22 protein-coding genes are annotated in these 24,185 nt (G+C 66.2%); 11 read left to right on the plus strand and 11 right to left on the minus strand.

Features of this window, described 5'->3' with window-relative positions; all coding sequences use genetic code 11:
* The first annotated feature begins 63 nt into the window (after window positions 1-63).
* Window positions 64-597, plus strand: a complete 534-nt coding sequence (locus tag AU188_RS01880) for a gamma carbonic anhydrase family protein (protein WP_059161989.1) — start codon at window positions 64-66, stop codon at window positions 595-597.
* A gap of 7 nt (window positions 598-604) precedes the next feature.
* Here AU188_RS01880 and AU188_RS01885 read toward each other — a convergent pair whose 3' ends face one another.
* Window positions 605-1,252, minus strand: a complete 648-nt coding sequence (locus AU188_RS01885; RefSeq protein WP_502687572.1) for a hypothetical protein — start codon at window positions 1,250-1,252, stop codon at window positions 605-607.
* An 81-nt stretch (window positions 1,253-1,333) separates the two neighbouring features.
* Here AU188_RS01885 and AU188_RS01890 point away from each other — a divergent pair, with 81 nt between their 5' ends.
* From AU188_RS01890 to AU188_RS01910, 5 genes are all read left to right on the plus strand, one after another.
* Entirely contained in the window at window positions 1,334-2,317 is a 984-nt protein-coding gene (locus tag AU188_RS01890) for an MOSC domain-containing protein (protein WP_059161990.1), read from the plus strand.
* Between the two features lie 5 nt (window positions 2,318-2,322).
* Window positions 2,323-3,591 (plus strand): PucR family transcriptional regulator, encoded by a 1,269-nt coding sequence (locus AU188_RS01895; protein ID WP_059161991.1) that lies wholly within the window; start codon window positions 2,323-2,325, stop codon window positions 3,589-3,591.
* Between the two features lie 83 nt (window positions 3,592-3,674).
* Window positions 3,675-5,369: a PHA/PHB synthase family protein gene (locus AU188_RS01900; protein ID WP_059161992.1), complete on the plus strand. Its 1,695-nt coding sequence runs from the start codon at window positions 3,675-3,677 to the stop codon at window positions 5,367-5,369.
* A complete protein-coding gene (gene phaZ / locus AU188_RS01905; RefSeq protein ID WP_059161993.1) occupies window positions 5,366-6,181 on the plus strand; it encodes a poly(3-hydroxyalkanoate) depolymerase in 816 nt (271 codons plus the stop codon). Before AU188_RS01900 ends, phaZ begins: the two co-directional genes overlap by 4 nt.
* Complete coding sequence (locus AU188_RS01910; RefSeq protein ID WP_156426533.1) at window positions 6,178-7,359, plus strand: acyl-CoA dehydrogenase family protein; 1,182 nt, start codon at window positions 6,178-6,180, stop codon at window positions 7,357-7,359. The genes phaZ and AU188_RS01910 overlap by 4 nt, the downstream gene beginning before the upstream one ends.
* Before the next feature lie 7 nt (window positions 7,360-7,366).
* Here the strand turns inward: AU188_RS01910 and AU188_RS01915 are convergent, their stop codons facing one another.
* The 3 genes from AU188_RS01915 to AU188_RS01925 are packed head-to-tail and all read right to left on the minus strand — an operon-like array spanning window position 7,367 to window position 12,325.
* Entirely contained in the window at window positions 7,367-8,869 is a 1,503-nt protein-coding gene (locus tag AU188_RS01915) for an aldehyde dehydrogenase family protein (protein WP_059161994.1), read from the minus strand.
* Entirely contained in the window at window positions 8,866-10,359 is a 1,494-nt protein-coding gene (locus AU188_RS01920; RefSeq protein WP_059161995.1) for a long-chain-fatty-acid--CoA ligase, read from the minus strand. Before AU188_RS01920 ends, AU188_RS01915 begins: the two co-directional genes overlap by 4 nt.
* Window positions 10,352-12,325 (minus strand): GMC family oxidoreductase, encoded by a 1,974-nt coding sequence (locus AU188_RS01925; protein ID WP_059162272.1) that lies wholly within the window; start codon window positions 12,323-12,325, stop codon window positions 10,352-10,354. The genes AU188_RS01920 and AU188_RS01925 overlap by 8 nt, the downstream gene beginning before the upstream one ends.
* Before the next feature lie 552 nt (window positions 12,326-12,877).
* Here AU188_RS01925 and AU188_RS25175 point away from each other — a divergent pair.
* Entirely contained in the window at window positions 12,878-13,024 is a 147-nt protein-coding gene (locus AU188_RS25175; RefSeq protein WP_156426534.1) for a hypothetical protein, read from the plus strand.
* 15 nt (window positions 13,025-13,039) lie between these two features.
* On the opposite strand, the gene AU188_RS01935 is transcribed toward AU188_RS25175, so the two are convergent.
* From AU188_RS01935 to AU188_RS01955, 5 genes are read right to left on the minus strand one after another with little or no spacing between them, the layout of a single operon-like run.
* A complete protein-coding gene (locus AU188_RS01935) occupies window positions 13,040-13,456 on the minus strand; it encodes a nuclear transport factor 2 family protein (protein WP_059161997.1) in 417 nt (138 codons plus the stop codon).
* Window positions 13,457-13,459: 3 nt separating this feature from the next.
* Window positions 13,460-14,338 carry a TIGR03619 family F420-dependent LLM class oxidoreductase gene (locus AU188_RS01940; protein ID WP_059161998.1) on the minus strand — a complete coding sequence of 293 codons (879 nt, stop codon included), beginning with the start codon at window positions 14,336-14,338 and terminating at the stop codon, window positions 13,460-13,462.
* Window positions 14,335-15,504 carry a thiolase family protein gene (locus tag AU188_RS01945; protein WP_059161999.1) on the minus strand — a complete coding sequence of 390 codons (1,170 nt, stop codon included), beginning with the start codon at window positions 15,502-15,504 and terminating at the stop codon, window positions 14,335-14,337. The genes AU188_RS01940 and AU188_RS01945 overlap by 4 nt, the downstream gene beginning before the upstream one ends.
* Window positions 15,501-16,562: a thiolase family protein gene (locus tag AU188_RS01950; RefSeq protein WP_172799377.1), complete on the minus strand. Its 1,062-nt coding sequence runs from the start codon at window positions 16,560-16,562 to the stop codon at window positions 15,501-15,503. Before AU188_RS01950 ends, AU188_RS01945 begins: the two co-directional genes overlap by 4 nt.
* 8 nt (window positions 16,563-16,570) lie before the next feature.
* Window positions 16,571-17,584, minus strand: a complete 1,014-nt coding sequence (locus AU188_RS01955; protein ID WP_059162001.1) for a Zn-ribbon domain-containing OB-fold protein — start codon at window positions 17,582-17,584, stop codon at window positions 16,571-16,573.
* A 58-nt stretch (window positions 17,585-17,642) separates the two neighbouring features.
* Between AU188_RS01955 and AU188_RS01960 the strand changes: the two genes are divergently transcribed.
* Genes AU188_RS01960 through AU188_RS01970 form a run of 3 tightly spaced genes read left to right on the plus strand, consistent with a single transcriptional unit; the run spans window position 17,643 to window position 20,627 of the window.
* Window positions 17,643-18,674 (plus strand): LLM class F420-dependent oxidoreductase, encoded by a 1,032-nt coding sequence (locus AU188_RS01960; RefSeq protein ID WP_059162002.1) that lies wholly within the window; start codon window positions 17,643-17,645, stop codon window positions 18,672-18,674.
* Window positions 18,675-18,717: 43 nt separating this feature from the next.
* Entirely contained in the window at window positions 18,718-19,437 is a 720-nt protein-coding gene (locus AU188_RS01965; RefSeq protein WP_059162003.1) for an acetoacetate decarboxylase family protein, read from the plus strand.
* Window positions 19,434-20,627 carry a cytochrome P450 gene (locus AU188_RS01970; RefSeq protein ID WP_059162004.1) on the plus strand — a complete coding sequence of 398 codons (1,194 nt, stop codon included), beginning with the start codon at window positions 19,434-19,436 and terminating at the stop codon, window positions 20,625-20,627. Before AU188_RS01965 ends, AU188_RS01970 begins: the two co-directional genes overlap by 4 nt.
* Window positions 20,628-20,685: 58 nt before the next feature.
* Here AU188_RS01970 and AU188_RS01975 read toward each other — a convergent pair whose 3' ends face one another.
* Both AU188_RS01975 and AU188_RS01980 read right to left on the minus strand, forming a co-directional pair.
* Window positions 20,686-21,522, minus strand: a complete 837-nt coding sequence (locus AU188_RS01975) for a type IV toxin-antitoxin system AbiEi family antitoxin (RefSeq protein WP_059162005.1) — start codon at window positions 21,520-21,522, stop codon at window positions 20,686-20,688.
* 136 nt (window positions 21,523-21,658) lie between these two features.
* Window positions 21,659-22,459, minus strand: a complete 801-nt coding sequence (locus AU188_RS01980) for a crotonase/enoyl-CoA hydratase family protein (RefSeq protein ID WP_059101577.1) — start codon at window positions 22,457-22,459, stop codon at window positions 21,659-21,661.
* Window positions 22,460-22,492: 33 nt separating this feature from the next.
* On the opposite strand from AU188_RS01980, the gene AU188_RS01985 reads away from it, so the two are divergent.
* The gene (locus AU188_RS01985) at window positions 22,493-24,181 is read left to right on the plus strand and encodes an acyl-CoA synthetase (RefSeq protein WP_172799358.1); all 1,689 of its coding nucleotides are present in this window, start codon (window positions 22,493-22,495) and stop codon (window positions 24,179-24,181) included.
* Window positions 24,182-24,185 lie beyond the last annotated feature (4 nt).

Raw genomic sequence — 24,185 nt, forward strand, 5'->3', positions numbered from 1 at the left:
TTCCCGCGCGGCGCGCAATCCAAACGCCTCTACCTGCGGTATATCCAGCGGTATAACCAAACGATGCCGTTGTACTCCTTCGAGGGCCGCGCTCCGACGATCGATCCGGACGCGTTCATCGCGCCCACTGCGACGCTGGTGGGTGACGTCCACGTGGAGGCCGGCGCGTCGGTGTGGTTCAACGCAGTGCTCCGCGCCGATTTCGCGCCGATCGTGATCCGTGAGGGCGCCAACGTGCAGGACGGCTGCGCATTGCACGCACCGCCGGGGATACCCGTCGACGTGGGGCCCGGCGCGACGGTCGCACACGCGTGCGTGGTGCACGGAGCACACATCGGCGCGCAAGCGGTGCTCGCCAACCACTGCACGGTGCTCGACGGCGCGGTCATCGGAAAGCGCAGCCTGATAGCAGCACACTCGCTGGTCATCGGTGGCACGAAAATCCCCGACGAAGTCCTGGTGACGGGGTCGCCCGCGAAGGTGCGCGGTCCGATCGCGGGGACCGGAGCGGAGATGTGGGTGAACACCAATCCCGGCGCTTACCAGGAGTTGGCCCGCAGGTATTCGGCGTCCCTGAAGCGCGTCGACGAGGACTGAGTCACTGCTACCGGCTGAGCCCGGTCCGCAGCGCGATCTGCTGCATCTTTCCGATGTTGATGACGAACTCGTCGGTGGTCGCGTCGCCCGGCGCGCTCTCGAATTCCAGACGCACCAGCGCAGAACCTTGCGTGAACAGCAGCAGCGTGGCCGCCTTGGTGCCGTCGGGCGACATGCCGACGGCCATGGTGCCGTCGGTGCCGACCGGGACCGGTCGCGGAGTCGCCCCGGCGACGACCGTGCCGATCGTCGGCAGGGCCTCACGCAACGTGGTGGTCGCTGTCGCGGCGTCGGGATAGATCACGATGGCGTCGGAGATCGCCCGGGTGTCGTCCTGGTTGACGAAGAGCGCGCTTGCGCCCGGCAACCCGTCGGGACCGCCGGGGGTTGTCGAGCGCACCGCGAAGGTGTCCTCGGCGTCGCTGAGGTCTTCTGGGCGAAGCAGCAAACCGCTGTAGTCGCCGTCCTCGGGCGCCGCGTCGCCGGTGGTCGGGGTCGGCTGCGCCTGTGAGGTCGTGAACGCGGGCAGGCGCGGAGCACCGCCGTCGGGTGCCGGCCCCGATGATTCACAGCCGGCCCCCGCAGCGCATACCAGTGTCGCGAAAGCAATGGCGGACAAAGACTTCCGATATGGAATACGGGGGTTTGCAGGCATTCGATCTTCGCTTCTTGACGTTCGTTGCTGAACAATCGGTCAAACACCCAACGTACCGGCGCGGGGCGTTACGGTGATCAGATGACGATCGGCAACGTCGCGGCCCTCTGGCGGTATCCGGTGAAGTCGCTGGGTGGCGAGCAGGTCGACAGCATCGAGATCGGACCGCGGGGGCTGCACGGCGACCGGTTGTGGGCCGTGCGGGACCTCGAACGCGACGTCACCGCGTCGGCCAGGCGCATCCCGGCGCTGTTGACCGCCACCGCCCGGTACGCCGCTCCGCTCGCGGCCGATGCAGGGCCCGGCAACGTGCCCGAGGTCGAGATCACCTTTCCCGACGGCACCGTCATGTCGAGCAATGACGCCGGTGTGCATTCGAAGCTGTCCGAAGTGGCCGGCCGCGAGGTCCGGCTGACCGCACTGCCGCCGGTCGAGGACACCAGCCTGCATCGGCTGAGCAAGCACGAGCGCGACAACATCTCGATCGCGGCCTACCGGCAGGACTTCGGCATCACCGACGACGAGGGGTTCCCGGATGTCTCGATGTTCCGGATGTCGGATCTGGCCATGCTGGCCCGCTACTCGACGCCGCCGGGGATGTTCGTCGACCTGGCGCCGGTGCATGTGATCAGCCAGACCAGCCTTGCGACGATCGGCGGGGAGGTGGGCGCCGACGTCGACGTACGCCGGTTCCGGCCGAACGTCCTTCTGACCCTCGACGATCCGGACGACGCACTGCCCGAATCACGCTGGACAGGAGGGCACCTGACGGTGGGCGGCGCGGTGCTCGAGGTCACCATGCCGACGATCCGCTGTGTCGTGCCGAGCCGCGCGCAGCCCGGCCTGGAGGTCGACCGCCGCGTCACCCGGGCGGTCGCGCAGCACGAGCGTTGCCTCGGCGTGTACTGCTGGGTGCACAGCGACGGCGTTGTCCGGGTGGGTGATACGGCCGACCTGCGCTCGGCGGCGAGGCCACAGCGGCTCCTCGCCGACGCGACCCGGCGCGCGAAGCGGTTGACGTTCGGGTTGGCGACCGCGGCAGCGGATCGCTTGTCGCGAAAGTGACTCCGATGACGGAGCGCGACGTGGACGCGACCGCCGTCGCCGAGTCGGCGGCGACTGTCGTCGCGCGGTTGAACGACCGGCTGGGCGAGGTAACTCAAACGGTTCAGCAGTACCTGATCGCAGAGATATCAGAGCTGCGCGACGAAGGGCAGCTGCTGGAACTTCTCTATGACAGCACCGAGCAGAACATCGACACCGTCTTCTCGGCGATCCGCCACAACATCCCGATCGAGAACGTGGAGCCGCCGACCGCGGCGCTGGAATATGCGCGACGCCTGGCCCAGCGCGGCAAATCGGCGAATCCCTTGGTGCGCGCCTACCGACTCGGCCAGCAGACCGTGTTGAACATCGTGCTCGATGACATCCGGCACTCCGACTTGGATCCACGACGCGGCCTCGACGTGTTCGAGCAGATCACCGCGACCACCTTCAAATACATCGACTGGATCTCCCAGCAGGTGATCGCCGCCTACCAGAGCGAGCGGGATCGCTGGCTGGAAAACCAGAACAGCACCCGCGCATTGCGGGTTCGCGAACTGCTCGATGCCGACGCCCTTGACGTCGACGCGATGAGCACCGCTATCGGATATCCGCTGCGACGGCTGCATCTGGCCGTGGTGGTCTGGTGCACCGAGGCCGACCACGGCGACGAGCTGGTCCAGATGGAGCGGTTCGTCCGTGCACTCGGTGACTCCCTTGGAAGTCAAGGCCGCCCGATGTTCATCGCCGCGGACAGGGTCACCGGCTGGGGCTGGATTCCGTTGACCGCCAAGGCCGCCCAGCAGGCGGTGGCGCATACGCGCGAATTCGCCGAGTCACACGATCGGGCGCCGTCGGTCGCGATCGGCGACCCGCTGCCGGGACTTGACGGATTCCGCCGTTCGCACGACCAAGCCCTTGGCGCTCATGCGGTGGCCATCGCAGCAGGTGCGCATGCCAAGCGCATCGTCGCCAACAACGATTCCGGTCTGTCCGCGGCGGCCTTGGTCGGACAGAACATCGATGCGACGCGCGCATGGGTGGGCGAGGTGCTCGGTCCGCTCGCGTCGGCCACCGAGAACGATGAACGCCTACGCGAGACGCTGCGAGTCTTCCTGCAGACCGGCTCGAGTTACAAGGCGGCCGCCGGTGAGCTGAACTTGCACTTCAACTCGGTGAAGTATCGCGTGCAGCGCGCCGAGCAGCGCCGAGGCCGGCCGATTGCCGAAGACCGGCTGGACGTCGAACTCGCCTTGCTGCTCTGTCACTGGCTGCAGGCGGCGGTGCTGCACTGACCTTTTGTTGCCCAGAGACAACAAAGCCCATGAAGTTCGTCGCAACGGGACTTCGTTGTGCGCTGGGTAGCCCCATACGGTCGATGACCATGGCTACCGAGACCAAAGCAGAAGAACTCGCCGCACCGCTCGACCTCCTGCTCACCAGCGCCACGCGCGGATTCGCCGCCCGCATGATGCCGAACCAGACATGGGCACGGTTCGGCGCCGGCCTGGCCAAGCGCCCCGGCACACTGCTGGAGCGCGGCTCGTCGTTGGGCCGCGAACTCGGGGCCATCGTCGCCGGCAAATCCCACCGCTCACCGGCGCGGTCCGACAAGCGCTTCAGCGACAACGCGTGGCAACACAACCCGCTACTGCGCCGCACCATGCAGGCGTACCTCGCGGCATCCGAGACAGCCGAACACCTGCTCACCGACGCCGAGCTCGACTGGCGTGACGCGGAGAAGATGCGTTTCGTAGCCGACAATCTCATCGAGGGACTCGCGCCGACCAACAACCCCTTGATCAGTCCGCTCGGTTGGAAGGCGTTGATCGACACCGGAGGACTCTCCGCGCTGCGCGGCGCGAAGGCCTTTGCGCGCGACATGCTCGCCAAACCCCGCGTGCCGGCGATGGTGGAACCCGACGCGTTCACGGTGGGCGAGACGGTCGCGACGACCCCGGGTGAGGTGGTGTTGCGAACCCGGATGTTCGAGTTGATTCAGTATTCTCCGCAAACCGCCAAGGTTCGTCGGATTCCATTGCTGATGGTGCCGCCTGTGATCAACAAGTTCTACATCATGGACATCGCGCCCGGACGCAGCATGATCGAGTACTTCGTGCAGCAAGGCCAACAGGTGTTCGCCATTTCATGGCGCAATCCTCAAGCACGTCACAAGGATTGGGGTATCGACAGTTACGGCGCCGCGATCGTCGAGGCCATGACCGCGGTGCAGGAGATCGCGGACACGGACAGCGTGCACATCTCAGCGTCCTGTTCGGGCGGCATCCTCGCCGCGATGGTCGCTGCGCACTTGGCCGAAATCGGCGAGAGTAGCCGCCTCGCCAGCCTGACGCTGGCGGTCACCGTGCTCGACCAGAGCCGTGCCGGCTTCGCGGCGGCTGCCATGAGCGACCGCGCGGCGCAGGCGGCGACCCGGGCGTCGGCGAGGAAGGGCTATCTCGACGGACGCGCCATGGCGGAGATGTTCGCCTGGCTTCGCCCCACCGACCTCGTGTGGCGGTACTGGGTGAACAACTATGTGCAGGGCCGCCCCCCTGCGGCGTTCGACGTGTTGTTCTGGAACGCTGACACCACCCGGATGGCTGCCGCCCTGCATCGCGACATGGTCCTGATGGGTCTGCGTAACTCGTTGGTCACGCCCGGGGCGACAAGCATGCTGGGCAGCCCGGTCGATCTGGCGAAGATCACCTGCGACGCCTACGTGATCGGCGGCGTCGCCGACCACATCTCGCCATGGCAGGCCACCTACCGCAGTGCGCGGCTACTCGGCAGCAAGGACAATCGCTACGTGCTGTCCACCAGCGGACACATCGCGGCTCTGGTCAACCCGCCGGGCAACCCCAGGGCGTCCTACCAGGTTGAGCAGGCTGGCCCGGAGCGACCCGAGGACTGGCTCGCGTCGGCCGAGAAGCACCAGGACTCCTGGTGGCCCGACTACGTGAGCTGGCTTGCCGCGCGAAGCGGCGACGAGATCGATGCGCCGCAAAGCGTTGGGGCAGAGGGCTACCCACCCGTCGCACCGGCGCCCGGTAGTTACGTCCTGGAAAAATGACGGCCGCCGAGCAGCGGTACATCGCCGTCGGCGGCCAACGAATCCGGGTGTCCGTGCGGCAAGGCGCCGGTGTACCGCTGGTGTTGTGTAACGGTATCGGTGCCAGCCTGGAAGTTCTCGACCCGCTGGTGGAAGCGCTGGACCCCGCGTTGACCGTCATCCGGTTCGACGTCCCAGGCACGGGTGGTTCTCCCACATCCATTGCGCCCTATGGATTTCCGTATCTGGCGTGGATACTGGGCCGCGTGCTCACCCGCCTCGGGTTCTCGGTGGTCGACGTGCTCGGGCTGTCGTGGGGCGGCGCGCTGGCCCAGCAATTCGCCTTCCAGAACCCGCGCCGATGCCGACGCCTCGTCCTGGTGGCGACCGGTACCGGCGCATTGATGGTCCCGGGTCATCCGCGGGTACTCGTTAAGATGCTTACGCCGCGGCGGTTTTCGGATCCCGACTATGCCGCATCGATTGCCGGCGAACTGTATGGCGGAACGGTGCGCCAGCACGGCGAGGATGTGGCGAAGCTGTTCCTCGCGCAGCTGCACGCCGGATCGAAGATGGGCTACCTACATCAACTGCTGGCCGGCTCGGTCTGGACAAGCCTTTTCGCGCTGCCCGCAATCCGGCAGCAGACGCTGATCGTCGCGGGCGAAGACGACCCGATCATTCCGGTGATGAACGCGCGCATCATGGACCGCTTGCTTCCGCATTCACGCGTGCACAGCCATTCTGGAGGGCATATCGACCTCGTCCACAACGCCACCGAGTTGGCACCCGTGATCACCGCTTTCTTGCGCGACCCTGGGGAACGACCATGAGCATCAGCACCATCGACACGTCCGACTTCTACTCCTACGAGAGCCTGCTCGCCGATGACGAACGCGCGATTCTGCACGCGGTGCGCGCGTTCATGACCACCGAGGTCCAGCCCATCGTGCTGGAGCACTGGTCGAAGAGCACCTTCCCGGCCGAGGTGATCCCCGGCCTGAGCAAGCTGGGCATCGGCGGCATCCCATACCGCGGTTACGGGTGCCCGGGTGGGCGTTACCTGCTCGACGGGATGATCGCGATGGAGCTTGCGCGGACCGACTGCTCGATCGCGACGTTCAACGGTGTGCACAGCGGCTTGGCGATGGGGTCCGTCTACCTCTGCGGTTCACAGGAACAGCGCGAACGTTTCCTGCCCGCGATGTCGCGCTTCGAGTTGATCGGCTCCTTCGGCTTGACCGAACCCGATGTCGGTTCCGGCGCATCGGGTGGGCTGCAGACCACCGCCAGGCGTGACGGTGACACGTGGCTACTCAACGGGCAGAAGAAATGGATCGGCAACGCCACCTTCGGAGATCTCACGATCATCTGGGCCAAAGACGTCGCCGACAACCGGGTCAAAGGCTTCGTCGTGGACAACACCGCACCCGGGTTCACCGCCGAGAAGCAGGAACACAAGATGGCGCTGCGGATCGTGCAGAACGGACTGATCACCCTGGACGACGTAGCGGTGGACGAGTCGGACCGGCTGCAGAACGCGAATTCGTTCGCCGACACCGCCGCCGTGCTGCGCATGACCCGAGCCGGCGTGGCCTGGATGGCGGTCGGCTGCGCCATGGGCGCGTATGAGAACGCGCTGCGGTACGCCTGCGAACGCGAGCAGTTCGGTCGGCCGATCGGTGGGTTCCAGTTGGTGCAGGATCTGCTGGTCAGAATGCTCGGCAACATCACCTCTTCGTATGGACTGTGCGTGCGCCTGTCCCAGTTACAGGACGAGGGACTGGCCGAGGATCGTCACTCCTCGCTGGCAAAGGCTTTCTGCACGGTCCGTATGCGTGAGACTGTCGGCTGGGCCCGCGAACTCATGGGCGGAAACGGAATCCTGTTGGAGCACAACGTGGGCCGATTCGTGGCCGATGCCGAGGCGATCTATTCCTACGAGGGCACCCGAGAGATGAACACATTGATCGTCGGCCGGGCGCTGACGGGCCTGAGCGCGTTTGTCTGAGGTCGGATCAGGAAGCTCCGCGGTTCAGGATCGCCAGCAGCCGTCCCAGTAGCCGTGTCCGACGGGCCTTGTAGGGGTGCATGTGCACGTCGCGGCGGGGATTGAACCGCGAGATGAGCAGGGACTGCTGGCGACAGTACTTGCGGATTCCGCCGGGACCGTGGCGGTGGCCCACTCCGGAACCGGGCTTGGCGCCGCCCATCGGCAGCTCGAGCGCGGTGTAGTTGATCAGCGCGTCGTTGACGGTGACCGCGCCGGCGTTGAGCCGCCGCGCCACCGCTTCGCCACGCTTGAGGTTGCGGGAGAACACGGCTGCGGACAGCCCGTATTCGGAGTCGTTGGCCAGCCGGATCGCTTCCTCGGCGTCGGCGACGTTCATGATCGGCAGCGTCGGTCCGAACGTCTCCTCCCGCATGCACGCCATGCCGTGGTCGACGTCGACAAGCACCGTCGGCTCGAACCAATAGCCGCCGGTGCGTCCGCGGTGGCCGCCGGTGAGCACCTTCGCGCCGCGCTCTTGCGCTTCAGAAACGTGGCGTTCCACGGTCTCGACCTGCGGCGGGAAGGTCAGCGATCCGACGTCGACGCTGCCGGGTCCGGCGGGCACGCCCTGCCGAAGCGCACGCACCTTCTCGGTGACGCTTGCGACGAACTCGTCGTAGATCGGTGCCTCGACGTAGCAGCGCTCGATGGAGATGCAGGTCTGGCCGCAGTTGAACATCGAGTAGTAGGCCGCGTGGTTGGCGGCGCGCTCGATGTTGGCGTCGGCGAGCACGATCATCGGATCCTTGCCGCCGAGCTCCAGCGATGCGGGGATCAGCCGTTCGGCGGCCCGCATCGCCACCTTGCGGCCGGTGGCCGTCGATCCGGTGAACATGATCATGTCGACCTCGTCGAGAACGGCCGCGCCGGTTGCGCCGCGTCCGGTCGCCACGGCGAACACGTCCTCGGGCAGGCCGCATTCGGCGAGGCCGTCGGCGAGCAACAGTGACGTCAGCGGTGTGATCTCCGAGGGCTTGAGGATCACGCTGTTGCCTGCGGCGAGCGCGGGTATGCAGTCGCCGAACGAGTTGGTCAGCGGGTAGTTCCACGGGCCGATGACTCCGACGAGGCCGACCGGCCGATACCTGGTGGCCAGGCGCTTGCCTTTGACGAATATCGCTGACGACCGGATCCGTTCGTCGGCGAGGTACTTCGGCGCCTTGTCGGCCCAGAAACCGAATGCGGCTGCGCCGTAGGAGAGTTCGGCGATCTGAGCGTCCTCGTACGCCTTGCCGGTTTCTGAGCAGATGGTGTCGATCACCAGATCGGCGTTGTCGGCCACCCACCGCTGCATCCGCTTCAGGACTCGTGCACGGCCGTCGAACCCCATTGCCTCCCAGCCGGGCTGGGCGACGCGGGCACGACGAGCCAGCTCACTGACCTGCTGAGCGGTCATATCCGCTACATGCCCGATCACCTCGCCCGTCGCCGGGTTTTCGACGGCAATCGCCGGCGCCTGCCCCGTCATGGTTCCTGCACCGGAATTGCGATGTCACGCTTGAGGATCTTGCCGGTGGGCCCCTTGGGCAGCTCGTCGACGAACCAGACCCGACGGGGATACTTGTAACCCGCCACGCGTTCCTTGACGAAGCTTCGGATGGACTCGGCATCGGTTTGCGCTCCCGGCACCAAAGCGATGGCGGCGCCGACCTCTTCGCCGAGCAGGTCGTCGGGGACGCCGACGACGGCGGCCTCGCGGACTTCGGGATGCTCGTAGAGGACCTCCTCGATCTCGCGGGGATATACGTTGTAGCCGCCGCGGATGATCATGTCCTTCGAGCGATCGACGATGAAGTAGTAGCCGTCGTCGTCAACGCGGCCCAGGTCACCGGTGTGGAACCAGCCGTCGGTGTCGATTGCCGCGGTGGTCGCCTCGGGGCGGTTCCAGTAGCCCTTCATCACGTTGTGGCCGCGGATGGCGATCTCGCCGACGCCGTCCTCGTTGGGTTCGAGCAGTTTCATCTCGACGCCCGCGATCGGGGTGCCGATGGATCCGGGCTTGCGCTCGCGGCCGGGGTGGTTGAACGATGCCACCGGCGACGTCTCGCTCAATCCGTATCCCTCGAGCACGATGCAGCCGAAGGCGTCTTCGAAGCCGCGCATCACTTCGACAGGCATCGCGGCGCCGCCGGAGACGCAGAGTCGCAACGTTCCGGTGTCGGGGCGGTCCTCGCAGTGCAGCATCGCGGCGAACATCGTTGGTACGCCTTCGAAAACCGTGACACCGTCACGTTCGATGATCGCTAGCGCCTTCTCCGGGGAGAAACGTGGGATCAAGGTCAGGCAGGCGCCGGCGGCGACGGCCGCGTTCAGCCCGACGGTCTGGCCGAAGGCGTGGAACAGCGGCAGTGCGCCGAGAATCACGTCTTCGGCGCCTAGTTGCATCATCTGGGCCACGACCTCGACATTGGTAAGCAGATTGGCGTGGGTCAGTTCGGCGCCCTTCGGTTTACCGGTGGTGCCCGACGTGTAGAGGATCACCGCGGTGTCGTCGTCGTCGCGCGCAACGGGCTCGTCAAGGGGCGTGGCCGTCGCGATCAGGTCTTCGAATTCGCCCGGCACGACGATGATGCACTCGGCGCCCGCCGCTGTCGCGCCGGCTTGAGCCGCCGATGCGAATTCGTGCCATGCGATTACCGATCTGGCCTGTGGGTCGGACAGGTAGAAGGCGGTTTCGCGGTCTTTCAGAAGGACATTCATCGGGACCACGACGCCGCCCGCGCGCAGCACGCCGTAGTAGGCGACGGCGAAGTGGCAGACGTTGGGCAACATGACCCCGACTCGATCACCGGGCCGCAGTCCGCGGGCGACCAACAGGCCGGCCAGGCGGGCGCTGGCAGCGTCGAGATCGCGATACGACATTTCGATCTCGTCGAGACGCAGCGCTGTGCTGTCGGGCTGACGGCGGGCGGCGTCGACCAGATTGTGGGCGAGGTTGGCAGTGGCGCGGCTAGGCATGAGCGACCGCTGTCCGCGCGGACTGGCTGATCGTCTCCGCAGTGCGGTGCGCCATCGCCATCGTCGAGATCATCGGGTTCACACCCGTGGCCGTCGGCAGCGCGCTCGCGTCACCGATGTAGACACCTGGTGTGTCGTGAAGCTCACCCAACGGATCCGCCACCGACGTCGCGGGATCGGTGCCCATGCGGCAGCTGCTCATCTGATGTGCAGAGAACAGCCGGTGCCCGCCCACACCCAGTGGAAGCCGCTGCATCTCGGCGATGAACTCGTCGAGGTCGTCGCCCGCACGCCAGCGCCGGGCGGTGGCGGCGAACGGCACGACCTCCCGGGCGCCGGCCGCGGCGTGCAGTCGGATCTGAGCCTCGATCGAGCGGTGCGCGATGCGCACGTCGACCTCGTCGGTGAGCGCATAGTTGACGACCGCGTTGCCGTCGGCGTCGACGGTCACGGTGCCATGGCCGCGGTCGCGCGGGATCCCGACGTACCAGGCGGCGTTCTCCAGCTGCGCCATCGTCTCCTTGAGTTCCTCACCCGAGGACCGCGCCATGCCACCGGCCACGATCGAAGTGGCCCACTGGGCGTTCTGAATGAGGAAGCCGTAGTCGTCCTCGGCGTCGGCGAACTCGTCGACCATCGCGGTCATCGGTGCGCCCCACCACGGCCGCTGCGGCTCGGCGTGCAGTGCCAGCGTGGCGACCACCGGGTGCAGGTGCAGGTAGCGCCCAACCGCGGGGCCGCCGATGCCCGAACGCAGCAGCAGTGCCGGGGACTCCAGTGATCCACAGGCCACGACGACGCGCGGCGCACGCACCTCGACGCTCACGTCCGCTCCGGTGTGGGGGTGGACGAACGTCGCCTGCACACCCGCCGCGCGACCGTTGGCGGTGAGGACTCGATCGGCGGTGCAGCGCACGATCACCCGGGCGCCGGCGTCTACGGCGTCGCGCAGGTAGGTGCGGCGAACGTCGAGCTTGGCGCCCGAGCGGTCGCCGAGGCCGATGTAGCCGGCGGTTTCGGGGGAGTACGCCGCGGGGTCGGCGTTGCGGTCGAGCCCGGTGAACGACCAGCCGAGCGCCGCCGCGCCGTCGCGCATGCGCTCGTGTGGGCCGTTGAGATCCGAACAGTCGGCGTTGACACCCAGCCGCGCCCAGACCGCATCCATGTGACGGTCGAACTCGGGCCCGTCGACGCCGTCGAGACCGAACTCGCGCGCCCACTGCTCGCGGACCTTTGCCGGCGTGCGCAGGCAGTTCGACCAGTTGACGGTGGGTCCGCCGCCGAGTGTTCCGCCGGCCAGCAAGGTGACGTTGAAGTCCGCGGTCGGGGTGGGACCGCCGCGCCAGAACAGTTGCTGGAACGCGGGCAGTTCGAGCCCGGCGAAATCGGGTTCGTTGAAGTTGCCGCCTGCCTCGAGAACGACGACCGAAAGGCCCGATTGCGCGAGCTTGCCCGCGATGAGGCCGCCGCCGGCGCCCGATCCGATGACGCAGACGTCGGCGTTGACCACCTGGTCCTGTGGAACGAACGGCGCGGGCGCATCGCCACCGCCCGGCGCGATCGGCGGGGCGCCCGGGTAGCCGAAGCCGGCCCACATCGGGTTCGTCGCAGTCGCGGGGTCGGGACCGGCGTAGGCGAACGCCAGCGTCAGCGAGACGAGCGCGTTCATCGCCGCGGCGGCCTCGACGCCCAACAGGGCGACACCGTGCATCAGCTGCTCACGTTCAGACGGCGATGCGGTGGCGAACCCCTGCGCATGCAGTCCGTCGAGCAGAGCCAGCAAGCCCCCGCGCTGCTCCTCGGGCAAGCCGGTCAGTGCTTGTTCGACGGCGAGGTTCGCGTTCAGGTCGCTGCCGGAAAGTGCCCAGAAGCGAGTAGGGTCCTCGGACCGCTGCATCGACGGCACGACGGTGTCGGCGAGCGCACGTAGCGTTGTCCGGTGGTTCTGGCTGATAAGCGCGGTCACGACTTCTTCTCCGTAGATCAGTTTGGCAGATGTCACGCCGCCGCGGCGGCGGCTTGCTTCTGTCGGAGGGCGGTCGGCTTCCATGTGCCGTACGACCATGTGCCGTACGACTCGCGCCGCCAGGCGATCATGGTGTGGCACAGAGTGATTACTGCGGGAAGCAGCACAGGAGAGAGGACCATCAAGAACACGAGAAAGGCTTGGAAATAGGTCACGGTTCACTTCCATTTCTCCGCAGAACGGATCGGTATCGGGGGGTGAATTCGGCCCGGCGCCCCGGTTCGCGTTACATCTGTGACTCGGCGCTGGGTTCGTCGAAAAAGTTATCCCGGTCTCAGGCCATCGACGATGTCGCGAACCGACCAACTCTCAACACGGTCTTGTCTCCGCGCAACAAACCGCCGGCCTGACCGGTCACTGTTCCCGGTCGACGGCGTTCGGTGTGAGTTCCCCTTGCTGGCTCCACCCGGTTTTGAGGCTCTGTCGGTTTCAGATTCAGTCGGCAGGACGGCTGCGTCCGGCCTGCGAGCTCATTTCCCCGCCACCGCGTCGATGGAAAAGAACAGGCCACCGAACTGGCTGCGCGTCACCGAGAGGACCCTCGTGACCATCCACGAGGCGATCAAGGAGAGATTCGAGTTCCTCGGAGACCAACTTGCCGACGAAGGGTTGAACATCGGGCTGCCCACCGGCAACTGAGCGCAAACCCCTGAGCTAGATCTTTCGCGCGCTCGCCGTGGCCTTGTCGAGTTCCCAGTACGCGCGCAGCGCGACGATCTTGCCGTCGTCGTCGACGCGGTAGGTGAACACACCCTCGGCCGTCACCTCGTATCCGGCCGACCGGATCACGATGTTGCCGACGTTGGCTTCCTCGTTGCCGCACTGGTAGGTCCGCTCGAAGTTGAACGTCAGCTCACTCGGTGCGATCGCCTTGTCGTAGAACGCCGCGATGGCTTCCTTACCGCGGTGGCCCTTGCCCTCCGGATCGAAGTGCGACGGGCCGATTGGATCCTCCACGACGGCGTCGTCGGCGAAGTTGTCCAGCCACGCCTGCTTGTCGTGCGCGATGGCGGCCTCGCGAGAGCGCTTGCCCGCCAAGTGAACCGGCGCGTTCGGATCGGTGACGGTCATCGGTCAGTCCTGCCAGCCCGAGTGGATGTAGGTATCTGCGAAGCGCTTCATCGCGTCCCTCTTCTTCTTCAAGGGCGCGTCGAAGCCCAGACCTTCGAAGACCCACGGGATCACGATGTTGTCGGTGACGCCCGCCTCGGCGAGTTCGCGGTGCCCGTCGACACCGAACTTGTCGATGCACACCGCCTGATACTCGAACGGCGCGTCGGCGCGACCGTATTCGGCGAGCAGCGCCTTGAGCTTGGTGATGGTCTCGGCCAACTGGTCGCCGGTCATCATCGCGCTGGTCCAACCGTCACTGACCCGCGCCGCACGCTTGAGTGCGACCTCGGTGTGGCCGCCGACGTAGAACGGCACCGGCTTACTCGGGGCCGGGCTCATCTGCAGCTTGTCGAAATCGTAGAACTCGCCGTGGAACTCGACCATGCCACCGGCCAGCACCAGCTTGATCACCTCGATCATCTCGTCGACGCGTTTGCCGCGCTTGGCGTACGGCTGCCCGCACCACTCGAACTCCTCGGGCGCCCAGCCGATTCCGACGCCGAACCCGAACCGGTTGTTGGTCAGGTTCGCCACCGAGCCGACCTGGCGCGCGAGCAGCAACGGGTTGCGCGAACCGAGCTTGAGCACATTGGTGTAGAACCGCAGCGTCGACGTCACCGCACCCATCGCGGCCGCGGCGATCAGCGGGTCGACCCACGGGGTGTCCGCGTTCCACATCCGCGAGCCGTCCGGCGTGTACGGATAGTCGGTCGACTGTTTCTCCATGTAGAACAGCGAGTCGGGCAGCGCGATCGCGTCGAACCCGACTTCCTCTGCCGTCTTGGCGATCTCGATGAGCTCCTCGACCGGGCCCATCGCTACGCTGCAGGTGTACTTCACGGCTTGTCCGCCCCGACCACCCACATCGAGTAGTACTGCGACCCGCCGCCGTAGGCATGGCCGAGCGCCTTTCTGGCGCCGTCGACCTGGTGCTCACCCGCCTTGCCCATCACCTGGATCGCCGCCTCGGCGAACCGGATCATGCCCGACGCGCCAATCGGATTCGACGACAGCACACCACCGGACGGGTTGAGCGGGATGCGGCCGCCGATCGCGGTCTCGCCGGCTTCGGTGAGCTTCCAGCCTTCGCCCTCCGGCGCGAAGCCGAGGTTCTCCAACCACATCGGCTCGAACCACGAGAACGGCACGTAGATCTCGGCGACGTCGATCTCGTCGATCGGGCTCTTGATACCCGCCGCCTCCCACAGCGCCGCGGCGGCGTCGCGGCCGGCCTGCGGATTGACCTGGTCGCGTCCCGAGTAGGCGAGCGGTTCGGTGCGCAGCGCGGTGGCGTGGATCCATGCGACGGGATTGCCCTGGGCGACGCGTTTGTCCGCGATTTCTTCGTTGCCGATCACCAGCGCGCACGCACCGTCGGACGACGGGCAGGTCTCGTCGAATCGGATCGGGTCCCACAGCATCTGGGAGGCCATCACCTTCTCCAGCGTGATGTCCGGCTGGTGCAGATGCGCCAACGGGTTCTTCGCGCCGTTGAGCCGGTCCTTGACCGCGACCATCGCGCCGATGTGGTTCGGCGCACCGGAGCGGCGGATGTAGGCACGCACGTGCGGGGCGAAGTAGCCACCCGCACCCGCGCCGACGGGTTTGGTGAACGGGACCGGAATGCTCAACGCCCACATGGCGTTCGACTCCGACTGCTTCTCCCACGCCATCGCCAGCACCCGCCGGTACTTGCCCGACTGCACCAGCGACGCGGCGACCACACCGGTGGATCCGCCGACCGAACCGGCGGTGTGCACGCGGATCAGCGGCTTGTTCGTCGCGCCGACGGCGTCGGCCATGAACAGCTCGGGCATCATGACGCCCTCGAAGAAGTCGGGCGCCTTGCCGACGACCACGGCGTCGATGTCGTCCATCGTCGCACCCGCATCGGCGAGCGCCCGGTCTATGGCCTCGCGCACCAGGCCGTTCATCGACACGTCCTGACGCTTGGCGACGTACTTCGTCTGCCCGGTGCCCAGCACCGCCGCGAGTTGCTTGGTCATCGTCCCTCCATCACGGCCACGAGGTTCTGCTGCAGGGCGGGGCCGCTAGTCGCGTGTGCCAGCACCCGCTGGGCCGAGCCGCTGAAGATGTGTTGTGCGGCGAAGCCGATGCGCTCCAAGCCCGCAGAGAACATCGGGTTGGCCGCCAGCGCTCCACCCGACGGGTTGATCTTCGTCTTCTCGCCCAGGCCGATCGCCTCTTTGAGGATCAGGTGCTGATGGCTGAACGGGGCGTAGATCTCGGCCACTTCGATCGAACCGGCATCGCCTCCCGTCGCCGCCTGCGCCGACGCCGCCGTCGACGGCGAGGCGGTCAGGTCTCGCGCGCCCAACACCGGTGTCTCGATGCGGTGCTCGAATCCGGTGATCCACGCGGGGTTCTCGCGCAGCTCGCGCGCCCGGTCACCGGCCGCCAGCACGATCGCCGACGCGCCGTCGGTGATGGGCGCGATGTCATGGCGGCGCAACGGATCTGCGAAGTACGGCCGGGACAGCAGCTCGTCGATGCTTTTGGCCGGCTTCTCGCTGTCCGTGCGACCCGCGGCGGCCATCGAGTCCAGGGCCACCTGGGCCATCTGCTCGGCGGTCCACTTGCCGGCATCCAGCCCGAATCGCGCCTGCAGGCCGGCCATCGACACCGCGTCCGGCCACAGCGGCGCGACGGTGTAGGGGTCGGTCTGCAGCGCGAGCACGCGGCGCAACGTGCCGGCGCTGGACTTGCCGAAGCCGTACACCAGCGCGGTGTCCACCTCGCCGGTCAGCAGCTTGATGTAGGCCTCGTACAGTGCCCACGCCGCGTCCATCTCGACGTGCGACTCATTGATCGGTGGCACCGCGCCGATAGAGTCGATCGCCGAGATGAACGAGAATGCCCGCCCGGCAAGGTAATCCGACGAGCCCGAGCACCAGAAGCCGATGTCGGTCTGCTGCAGGCCGAGTTCGGAGTAGAGCTGGTGAAAACACGGCATCAGCATCTCGACGCCATTGGTGGTCCCGTCGGTGCGGCGCACATGCGGCGCGTGCGCAAAGCCGACGACAGCGATGTCAGTCATAGTCAGCGAGCCCTTTACAGGTGGTGCTTGTAGGTGTCGTATTCGGCGTCGGGCTCACCCGTCGGCCGGAAGTGGTCGATGTTGTCGATGCCCAGGCCCCATTCCTCGCGGGGCTTCCACACCGCCTCGACCCGCATGCCCATCCGGACTTCGGCGGCGTCGATCTCGGTGACCAGGTGCAAAAACGGGATGTCGGCGCCGTCGAGCAGCACGTACGCCGCGACGTAGGGCGGCTTGATGCGCTGCCCGGCGAACGGGATGTTGATCACCGCGAACGTCGTCACCGTGCCCTTGTCCGGCAGCTCGATGAACTCGTCGAGTTCCAGGCCGGTGGCCGGATCGGCCTCCCGCGGCGGGAAGTACACCTTGCCGGGTTTACCGTCGCGGCCTTTCTTGGTGCGCGCGCCGAGCAGCTTGCCCTCTTCGAGAGCCTTGAGGAACGTGGTCTCCGGGAACGATGCGGTGTGCTGGATCTCGATGCTGCTCGGCGTCACCTGAACCGTGACGGGGTCGCGGTCGTCCGTGGGGGTCTCCGGTGCTGTGTCGTCCCCGGCGTCCCCGAGCTCGAAGTACGCGATGTCGGTGATGGCGCCGACGGGCTCGTCGATCCAGTGTGCGTGCACCCGGGTTCCGGTGCTGATGGCGTCCGACGAACCCGCGTCGACCGCGTGCAGCAGCGGCGTGTCCGCCCCGTCGAGCTTGATCAGCGCCCACGCGAACGGCCGCTCCAGCGGCTGGCCCTCCAGCGGGGTCGACTGCCAGGTCCACGACACCACGGTTCCGACGCCGCTCACCGGTACGATCTCGGTCAATCGTTCGTAGGTGACGGGGTCGAACTCAGCAGGTGGCACGTGCACGCGCCCGTCCGAACCGCGGACGCCGACAATGCGCCGTTTGCGCAGCGCGGTGAAGAACTGGGACAGGAGTGGCCCTACTGAACGGGTGTAGTCGAATGAGAGCCTCAGCGGAGCCGAAAGTGGCCGCTGATGGGGATCGATCTGCACCGGGCTGCTTTGGCTGGTGGTCACGGCATCGAGTAGAACAGGTTCTAAGAATGGTTTCAAGGACGGGTCCGGAGGCGAACTAATGAAGCTAGGTCTTCAACTCGGTTATTGGGGCGCCCAACCGCCCGAAAACCATGCCGAACTGGTGGCAGCGGCCGAGGACGCGGGGTTCGACACGGTGTTCACCGCCGAGGCGTGGGGGTCGGACGCCTACACGCCGCTGGCGTGGTGGGGCCGCGAGACCAAGCGGATGCGGCTCGGCACGTCGGTGATCCAGTTGTCGGCGCGTACGCCGACTGCGTGTGCGATGGCGGCGCTGACGCTCGACCATCTCTCCGGCGGGCGTCACATCCTGGGCCTGGGCGTGTCCGGTCCGCAGGTGGTCGAGGGCTGGTACGGCGCGAAGTTCCCCAAGCCGCTGGCCCGCACCCGCGAGTACATCGACATCCTGCGCCAGGTGTGGGCGCGCGAGGCACCGGTGCGCAGCGACGGCCCGCACTATCCGCTGCCGTTGACCGGCGAGGGCACCACGGGTTTGGGTAAGAACCTCAAACCGATCACGCATCCGCTGCGGGCGGACATCCCGGTCATGCTGGGCGCGGAGGGGCCCAAGAACGTCGCGCTGGCCGCCGAGATCTGTGACGGCTGGTTGCCGATCTTCTACTCGCCGCGCATCGCGAGCATGTACAACGAGTGGCTCGACGAGGGTTTCGCCCGACCCGGCGCGCGCCGCAGCCGCGAGGACTTCGAGATCTGTGCGACGGCGCAAGTGGTGGTCACCGACGACCGCGCGGAGATCATGGAACTGATGAAGCCGCATCTGGCGCTGTACATGGGCGGAATGGGCGCCGAGGACACCAACTTCCACGCCGACGTCTACCGCCGGATGGGGTACGCCGAGGTCGTCGACGACGTCACCAAGCTGTTCCGGTCCGATCGCAAAGACGAGGCGGCCAAGATCATTCCCGACGAGTTGGTCGACGACTCCGCGATCGTCGGCGACCTCTCCTACGTGCAGGAGCAGATCAAGGCGTGGGAGGCCGCGGGCGTCACGATGATGGTCGTCGGTGCGCGATCGCCCGAGCAGATCCGCGACCTCGCCGGACTTGTGTAGACACTTCTTGCTAGTTGTCTATAACGCGTTCTAGATTGACGCGATGAGTCAGCACACCATCGCGGGCACCGTCCTGACCATGCCGGTGAAGATCCGCAAGGCGCAGCAACACATGGCGATGTTCTCGGTGGACGCCGACGCCGCCCAACGGATGATCGACTACAGCGGCCTGCAGGTGTGTCGCTTCCTGCCGGGACGCGCGGTCGTCGTGCTGATGCTGATGCACTACGTCGACGGCGATCTCGGCCAGTACTACGAGTACGGCACCAACGTGATGGTGAACCCGCCTGGGTCTTCGGCTTCTGGCCCGCGCGCGTTGCAGGACGCCGGCGCGTTCATCCACCACCTGCCCGTCGACCAGGCGTTCACACTCGAGGCGGGCACGAAAATCTGGGGCTACCCGAAGGTCATGTCCGACTTCACGATTCGCGACGGCCACACGTTCGGATTCGACGTGACGATCGACGGCCAGTTCGCGGTCGGCATGGATTTCAAGCCGGGGCTGAAGGCGCCGGCGGCGTTCACGTCCAAGCCGCAGGCACACCCCACGTACTCGTACCGCGACGGGGTGGTGCGGAAGACGGTCGGGGAGATGAAGTTGTCCGATGTGCGCTACCGGCTCGGGGGTGCGCACGTTCGGTTGGGCGAACATCCCTACGCCAAGGAGCTCGCCTCGCTGGGTTTCCCCAAACGCGCGTTGTTCTCGAGTTCAGCTGGCAACGTGGAGATGTCGTTCGCTGACGCGCAGGAGGTCCGGCCATGACGCTCACCAGACCAGACGTCGATCTCACCGACGGCGCGTTCTACGCCGGGGACTCTCGATCGGTCTACAAATGGATGCGGGAGAACGAGCCGGTGTTCCGGGACCGCAACGGATTGGCCGCCGCCGCCACCTACGCCGCGGTGATCGAAGCCGAGCGCAATCCGGAGCTGTTCTCCAACGCCGGCGGTATCCGGCCGGATCAGCCGGGCGTCGAAATGATGATCGAGATGGACGATCCGCAGCATCTGTTGCGGCGCAAGCTCGTCAACGCCGGCTTCACCCGCAAGCGGGTAAAAGACCTTGAGGGGTCGATCAGTTCGCTGTGCGACACGCTGATCGACAACGTCTGCGAGCGTGGCGAGTGCGATTTCGTCTGGGACATCGCCGCGCCACTGCCGATGGCCGTCATCGGCGACATGCTCGGTGTGCGCCCCGAGGAACGCGAGATGTTCCTCAAGTGGTCGGACGACCTGGTCAGTTTTCTCAGCAGCACCGCGGACCCCGAGAAATTCCAGATCACGATGGACGCGTTCGCGGCTTACAGCCAGTACATGATGGGCATGATCGAGGCGCGCAAGTCCGAGCCGACCGACGATCTGGTGAGCGTCCTGGTGCACGCGGAGGTCGAGGGCTCGAAGCTGGAGGACCACCAGATCGTCACCGAGGTGCTGCTGCTGCTGATCGGTGGCGACGAGACCACCCGTCACACCCTTTCAGGCGGGACACGGCAGCTGTTGCGTCATCCGGACCAGCATCAGAAGTTGCTCAACGACCTGACGCTGCTGCCCAACGCGATCGAGGAGATGCTGCGCTGGACTGCGCCGGTGAAGAACATGGCGCGAACCGTCACCGCTGACACCGAATTTCACGGAACCGCCCTCAAGGAGGGCGAGAAGATGATCCTGCTGTTCGAGTCGGCCAACTTCGACGAGAGCGTGTTCGAGGATCCGGAGCGGTTCGACATCGAGCGCTATCCGAACAACCACCTGGCGTTCGGGTTCGGCACACATTTCTGCCTGGGCAACCAACTCGCCCGCCTCGAACTGTCCATCATGCAGACCAAGCTGCTGCAGCGCCTGCCCGATCTTCGGTTGGCTACCGGCGACGAATTACCTTTGCGCCCCGCCAACTTCGTGTCCGGCCTGGAGCAGATGCCGGTGGTGTTCACGCCGACAAAGCCGGTGGGGTAGTTCGCTTACGTCGAACGTGCGCTCACCGCGGAAAATCGGCCAAAAATTCGCAGTGGCTTCACGTTCGGTGAGCCCAGGCTGCGGTCAGGCGGTTGATGATCACCGCTTCGGTGTCCAGCGACGTGACGCGGATGTCCGTCCAGCGCAGCCGGGTGACCTCGTCGTGGCGGCGAATGTCGGTGTTGAAACGAACCGGACCACGGTGGTGTTCGCCTTCGTAGTCAAGCGCTAGCTTCCGGTCTTTCCATCCCATGTCGAGGACCGCGATGAGCACACCGTATTCGTTGTAGACCGGTATCTGGGTCTGGGGCCGTGGAAAGCCGTGGCGGATGACGAGTAATCGCAGCCACGTCTCCTTCGGCGACTCTGCGCCCGGATCGACGAGGGCAATTGCTCTGCGGGCGTTGCGGATACCACGTCGACTCCGGTAACGGTCGGCGAAGAGCTCGAGGTCAGCCACCTTCAGGTGCGTGGCGCGGCACAGGGCGTCGATCGCCGCGACCGCCTTGCCAAGGGGATATCTGCGGGCGATGTCGAGCGCCGTGCGCGCGGGCGTTGTCACGCGAACTCCGTCGATGATCTGGACCTCGTCATCGGCGTACTCGTCGGACCAGGTACGGACGCCTTTGGCCGGTCGCCGGTTGTGCCATAGAAGTTCCGCTGGTTGGCGGTTGTCGACCCACTTGGCGCCATGCATTGCGGCTGCAGTCTGACCCGCGATCACCCCTGCCCGCCGCGACCACAGGTATGCCGCTTTTGCCAGAGTGATCGCAGTGACCTCATCGTCCGGCTCCACGTAGACGTCCGGAAAAAGGCGTGCGAACCGACTGCGCAAGGCGTATGTCGACAGCCGACCGGAAGCAAGCGCTTCACTGCCGATGAATGGTTCCCCCATGGCCGAAGTGTGCCGTCAACCACCGACACCACGCCCAACGTGCGCTCACTGTGAATATTCGGCCGACATTCCGCACTGAGCGCACGTTCGGCGCGGATGAGGCAGGCGGGCAGGCGGTAGCGCGGCAGGCGGTGCGCTACTTCATCTTGAAGTTCGGGGCCCGCTTCTCCTTGAACGCCCGGGGGCCCTCCTTGGCGTCCTCGCTCAAGAACACCGGGATGCCGTTGGCGGTATCGGGCTTGAACGCCTCTTCCTCGTGCATGCCCTCGGTTTCGCGGATCGTCTTGAGGATCGCCTGCACGGCCAGCGGACCGTTGTTGTTGATCACCTCGGCGATCTCCAGCGCCTTGTCCAGCGCGGTGCCGTCGGGCACCACGTAGCCGATCAACCCGTACTCCAACGCCTCGGCGGCGGTGATATGACGCCCGGTCAGCAGCAGATCGCATGCGATCGTGTAAGGGATCTGACGCACCAGGCGCACCGCGGAGCCGCCCATCGGGTAGAGGCTCCATTTGGCCTCCGAGATGCCGAACTTGGCGCTTTCGCCGGCGACGCGGATGTCGGTGCCCTGCAGGATCTCGGTGCCCCCCGCGATCGCCGGTCCCTCCACCGCGGCGATCAGCGGCTTCTTGAGTCGACGGCCCTTCAGCAGCCCGTCGATGCGTGACGGGTCGTAGCTGCCGTCCTTGAACGAGTCGCCGGGCGGCTTGGCCGTCGCGGCCTTGAGGTCCATACCCGCGCAGAAGTAGCCGCCGGCGCCGGTGAGGATGCACGTGCGGATCTCCGGATCGTTGTCGACGCGATCCCAGGCCTCGACCATGATCGAGAGCATCTCGGTGGAAAGCGCGTTGCGCGCCTCGGGCCGGTTCAGCGTCAAGATCAAAGTGTGTCCGCGCTGCTCAATGAGCGCGTCGGGGCCCTTCGCCGGCTCACTCACAGGTGTCCGCCTCTCTCCTGATCCACCACAGACTTGAATGAAAATGTAACACGTTCTAGTTTAGGTTCCGTGGCCCTGAACATTGCCGATCTCGCCGAGCACGCCATCGATGCTGTGCCAGACCGCGTCGCCCTGATCTGCGGCGACGACCAGCTCACCTACGCCGAGTTGGAGGACAAGGCCAACCGCCTGGCCCACTACCTGATCGACCGGGGCGTAAAGAAGGACGACAAGGTCGGGCTGTACTGCCGCAACCGCATCGAGATCGTGATCGCGATGGTCGGCATCGTGAAGGCCGGCGCCATCCTGGTCAACGTCAACTTCCGCTACGTCGAAGGCGAGCTGAAGTATCTGTTCGAGAACTCCGACATGGTCGCGCTGGTGCACGAGCGCCGTTACGCCGACCGCGTCGCCAACGTGCTGCCGGAGACGCCGAACGTCAAGACGATCTTGTCTGTCGAGGACGGGTCGGACGACGACTTCGAGCGCTACGGCGGCGTCGAGTTCTACTCCGCGCTCGAGCAGGCTTCGCCTGAGCGGGATTTCGGCCCGCGCAGCGCGGACGACATCTACCTGCTCTACACCGGTGGCACCACGGGTTTCCCCAAGGGCGTGATGTGGCGCCACGAAGACATCTACCGGGTGTTGTTCGGCGGCACCGACTTCGCGACGGGCGAGTTCGTCAAGGACGAGTACGACCTGGCCAAGGCCGCCGCCGAGAACCCGCCGATGGTCCGCTACCCGATTCCGCCGATGATCCACGGCGCCACCCAGTCGGCGACCTGGATGTCGCTGTTCTCGGGCCAAACGACCGTGCTGGCACCGGAATTCGACCCAGACGAAGTGTGGCAGACGATCGAGCAGCACAAGGTCAACCTGCTGTTCTTCACCGGCGACGCGATGGCCCGCCCGCTGCTGGATGCGCTGACCAAACTGCACGACTCCGGCCAAGAGCCGGACCTGTCGAGCCTGTTCCTGCTCGCGAGCACGGCGGCGCTGTTCTCCAGCAGCATCAAGGACAAGTTCCTCGAACTGCTGCCGAACCGGGTGATCACCGACTCGATCGGCTCCTCGGAAACGGGCTTCGGTGGAACCAGCATCGTGGCGAAGGGGCAGTCGCACACCGGCGGACCGCGGGTGACGATCGATCACCGCACCGTCGTGCTCGACGAGGACGGCAACGAGGTCAAGCCCGGTTCGGGAGTGCGCGGCATGATCGCGAAGAAGGGCAACATCCCGGTCGGCTACTACAAGGACGAGAAGAAGACGGCCGAGACGTTCAAGACGTTCAACGGAATTCGCTATGCCATTCCCGGCGACTACGCCGAGGTGGAAGCCGACGGTACCGTCACGATGCTCGGCCGCGGTTCGCAGTCGATCAACAGCGGCGGCGAGAAGATCTACCCCGAGGAGGTCGAGGCCGCGCTCAAGGGGCACCCGGACGTGTTCGACGCGCTCGTGGTCGGGGTGCCCGACGAGCGCTACGGCCAGTGTGTCGCTGCCGTGGTGCATCGCCGTCCCGGCACCGCTCCGACGCTCGCGGACCTCGACACGTTCGTGCGCCAGGAGATCGCGGGATACAAGGTGCCCCGCAAGGTCTGGTGGGTCGACGAGATCCACCGGACGCCGGCCGGTAAGCCGGATTACCGGTGGGCCAAGGACATCACCGAGGAACGGGCCGCCGACGATGCGCACGCCAACCACGTCGGGACCGCGTCCTGACGCG

Origin of the sequence: Mycobacterium sp. IS-3022 (genome assembly GCF_001500065.1) — a bacterium.
In the GTDB taxonomy this organism is placed as follows: domain Bacteria; phylum Actinomycetota; class Actinomycetes; order Mycobacteriales; family Mycobacteriaceae; genus Mycobacterium.

What these genes read in the sequence shown, in the direction of transcription:
- AU188_RS01895 (WP_059161991.1), top strand. Translation starts at nt 2,323, where the DNA reads ATGACGGAGCGCGACGTGGACGCGACCGCCGTCGCCGAGTCGGCGGCG.
- AU188_RS01960 (WP_059162002.1), top strand. Translation starts at nt 17,643, where the DNA reads ATGAAGCTAGGTCTTCAACTCGGTTATTGGGGCGCCCAACCGCCCGAA.
- AU188_RS25175 (WP_156426534.1), top strand. Translation starts at nt 12,878, where the DNA reads ATGGAAAAGAACAGGCCACCGAACTGGCTGCGCGTCACCGAGAGGACC.
- AU188_RS01970 (WP_059162004.1), top strand. Translation starts at nt 19,434, where the DNA reads ATGACGCTCACCAGACCAGACGTCGATCTCACCGACGGCGCGTTCTAC.
- AU188_RS01935 (WP_059161997.1), bottom strand. Translation starts at nt 13,456, where the DNA reads ATGACCGTCACCGATCCGAACGCGCCGGTTCACTTGGCGGGCAAGCGC.
- AU188_RS01910 (WP_156426533.1), top strand. Translation starts at nt 6,178, where the DNA reads ATGAGCATCAGCACCATCGACACGTCCGACTTCTACTCCTACGAGAGC.
- phaZ (WP_059161993.1), top strand. Translation starts at nt 5,366, where the DNA reads ATGACGGCCGCCGAGCAGCGGTACATCGCCGTCGGCGGCCAACGAATC.
- AU188_RS01915 (WP_059161994.1), bottom strand. Translation starts at nt 8,869, where the DNA reads ATGACGGGGCAGGCGCCGGCGATTGCCGTCGAAAACCCGGCGACGGGC.
- AU188_RS01880 (WP_059161989.1), top strand. Translation starts at nt 64, where the DNA reads ATGCCGTTGTACTCCTTCGAGGGCCGCGCTCCGACGATCGATCCGGAC.
- AU188_RS01920 (WP_059161995.1), bottom strand. Translation starts at nt 10,359, where the DNA reads ATGCCTAGCCGCGCCACTGCCAACCTCGCCCACAATCTGGTCGACGCC.
- AU188_RS01900 (WP_059161992.1), top strand. Translation starts at nt 3,675, where the DNA reads ATGACCATGGCTACCGAGACCAAAGCAGAAGAACTCGCCGCACCGCTC.
- AU188_RS01945 (WP_059161999.1), bottom strand. Translation starts at nt 15,504, where the DNA reads ATGACCAAGCAACTCGCGGCGGTGCTGGGCACCGGGCAGACGAAGTAC.
- AU188_RS01890 (WP_059161990.1), top strand. Translation starts at nt 1,334, where the DNA reads ATGACGATCGGCAACGTCGCGGCCCTCTGGCGGTATCCGGTGAAGTCG.
- AU188_RS01975 (WP_059162005.1), bottom strand. Translation starts at nt 21,522, where the DNA reads ATGGGGGAACCATTCATCGGCAGTGAAGCGCTTGCTTCCGGTCGGCTG.
- AU188_RS01885 (WP_502687572.1), bottom strand. Translation starts at nt 1,252, where the DNA reads ATGCCTGCAAACCCCCGTATTCCATATCGGAAGTCTTTGTCCGCCATT.
- AU188_RS01965 (WP_059162003.1), top strand. Translation starts at nt 18,718, where the DNA reads ATGAGTCAGCACACCATCGCGGGCACCGTCCTGACCATGCCGGTGAAG.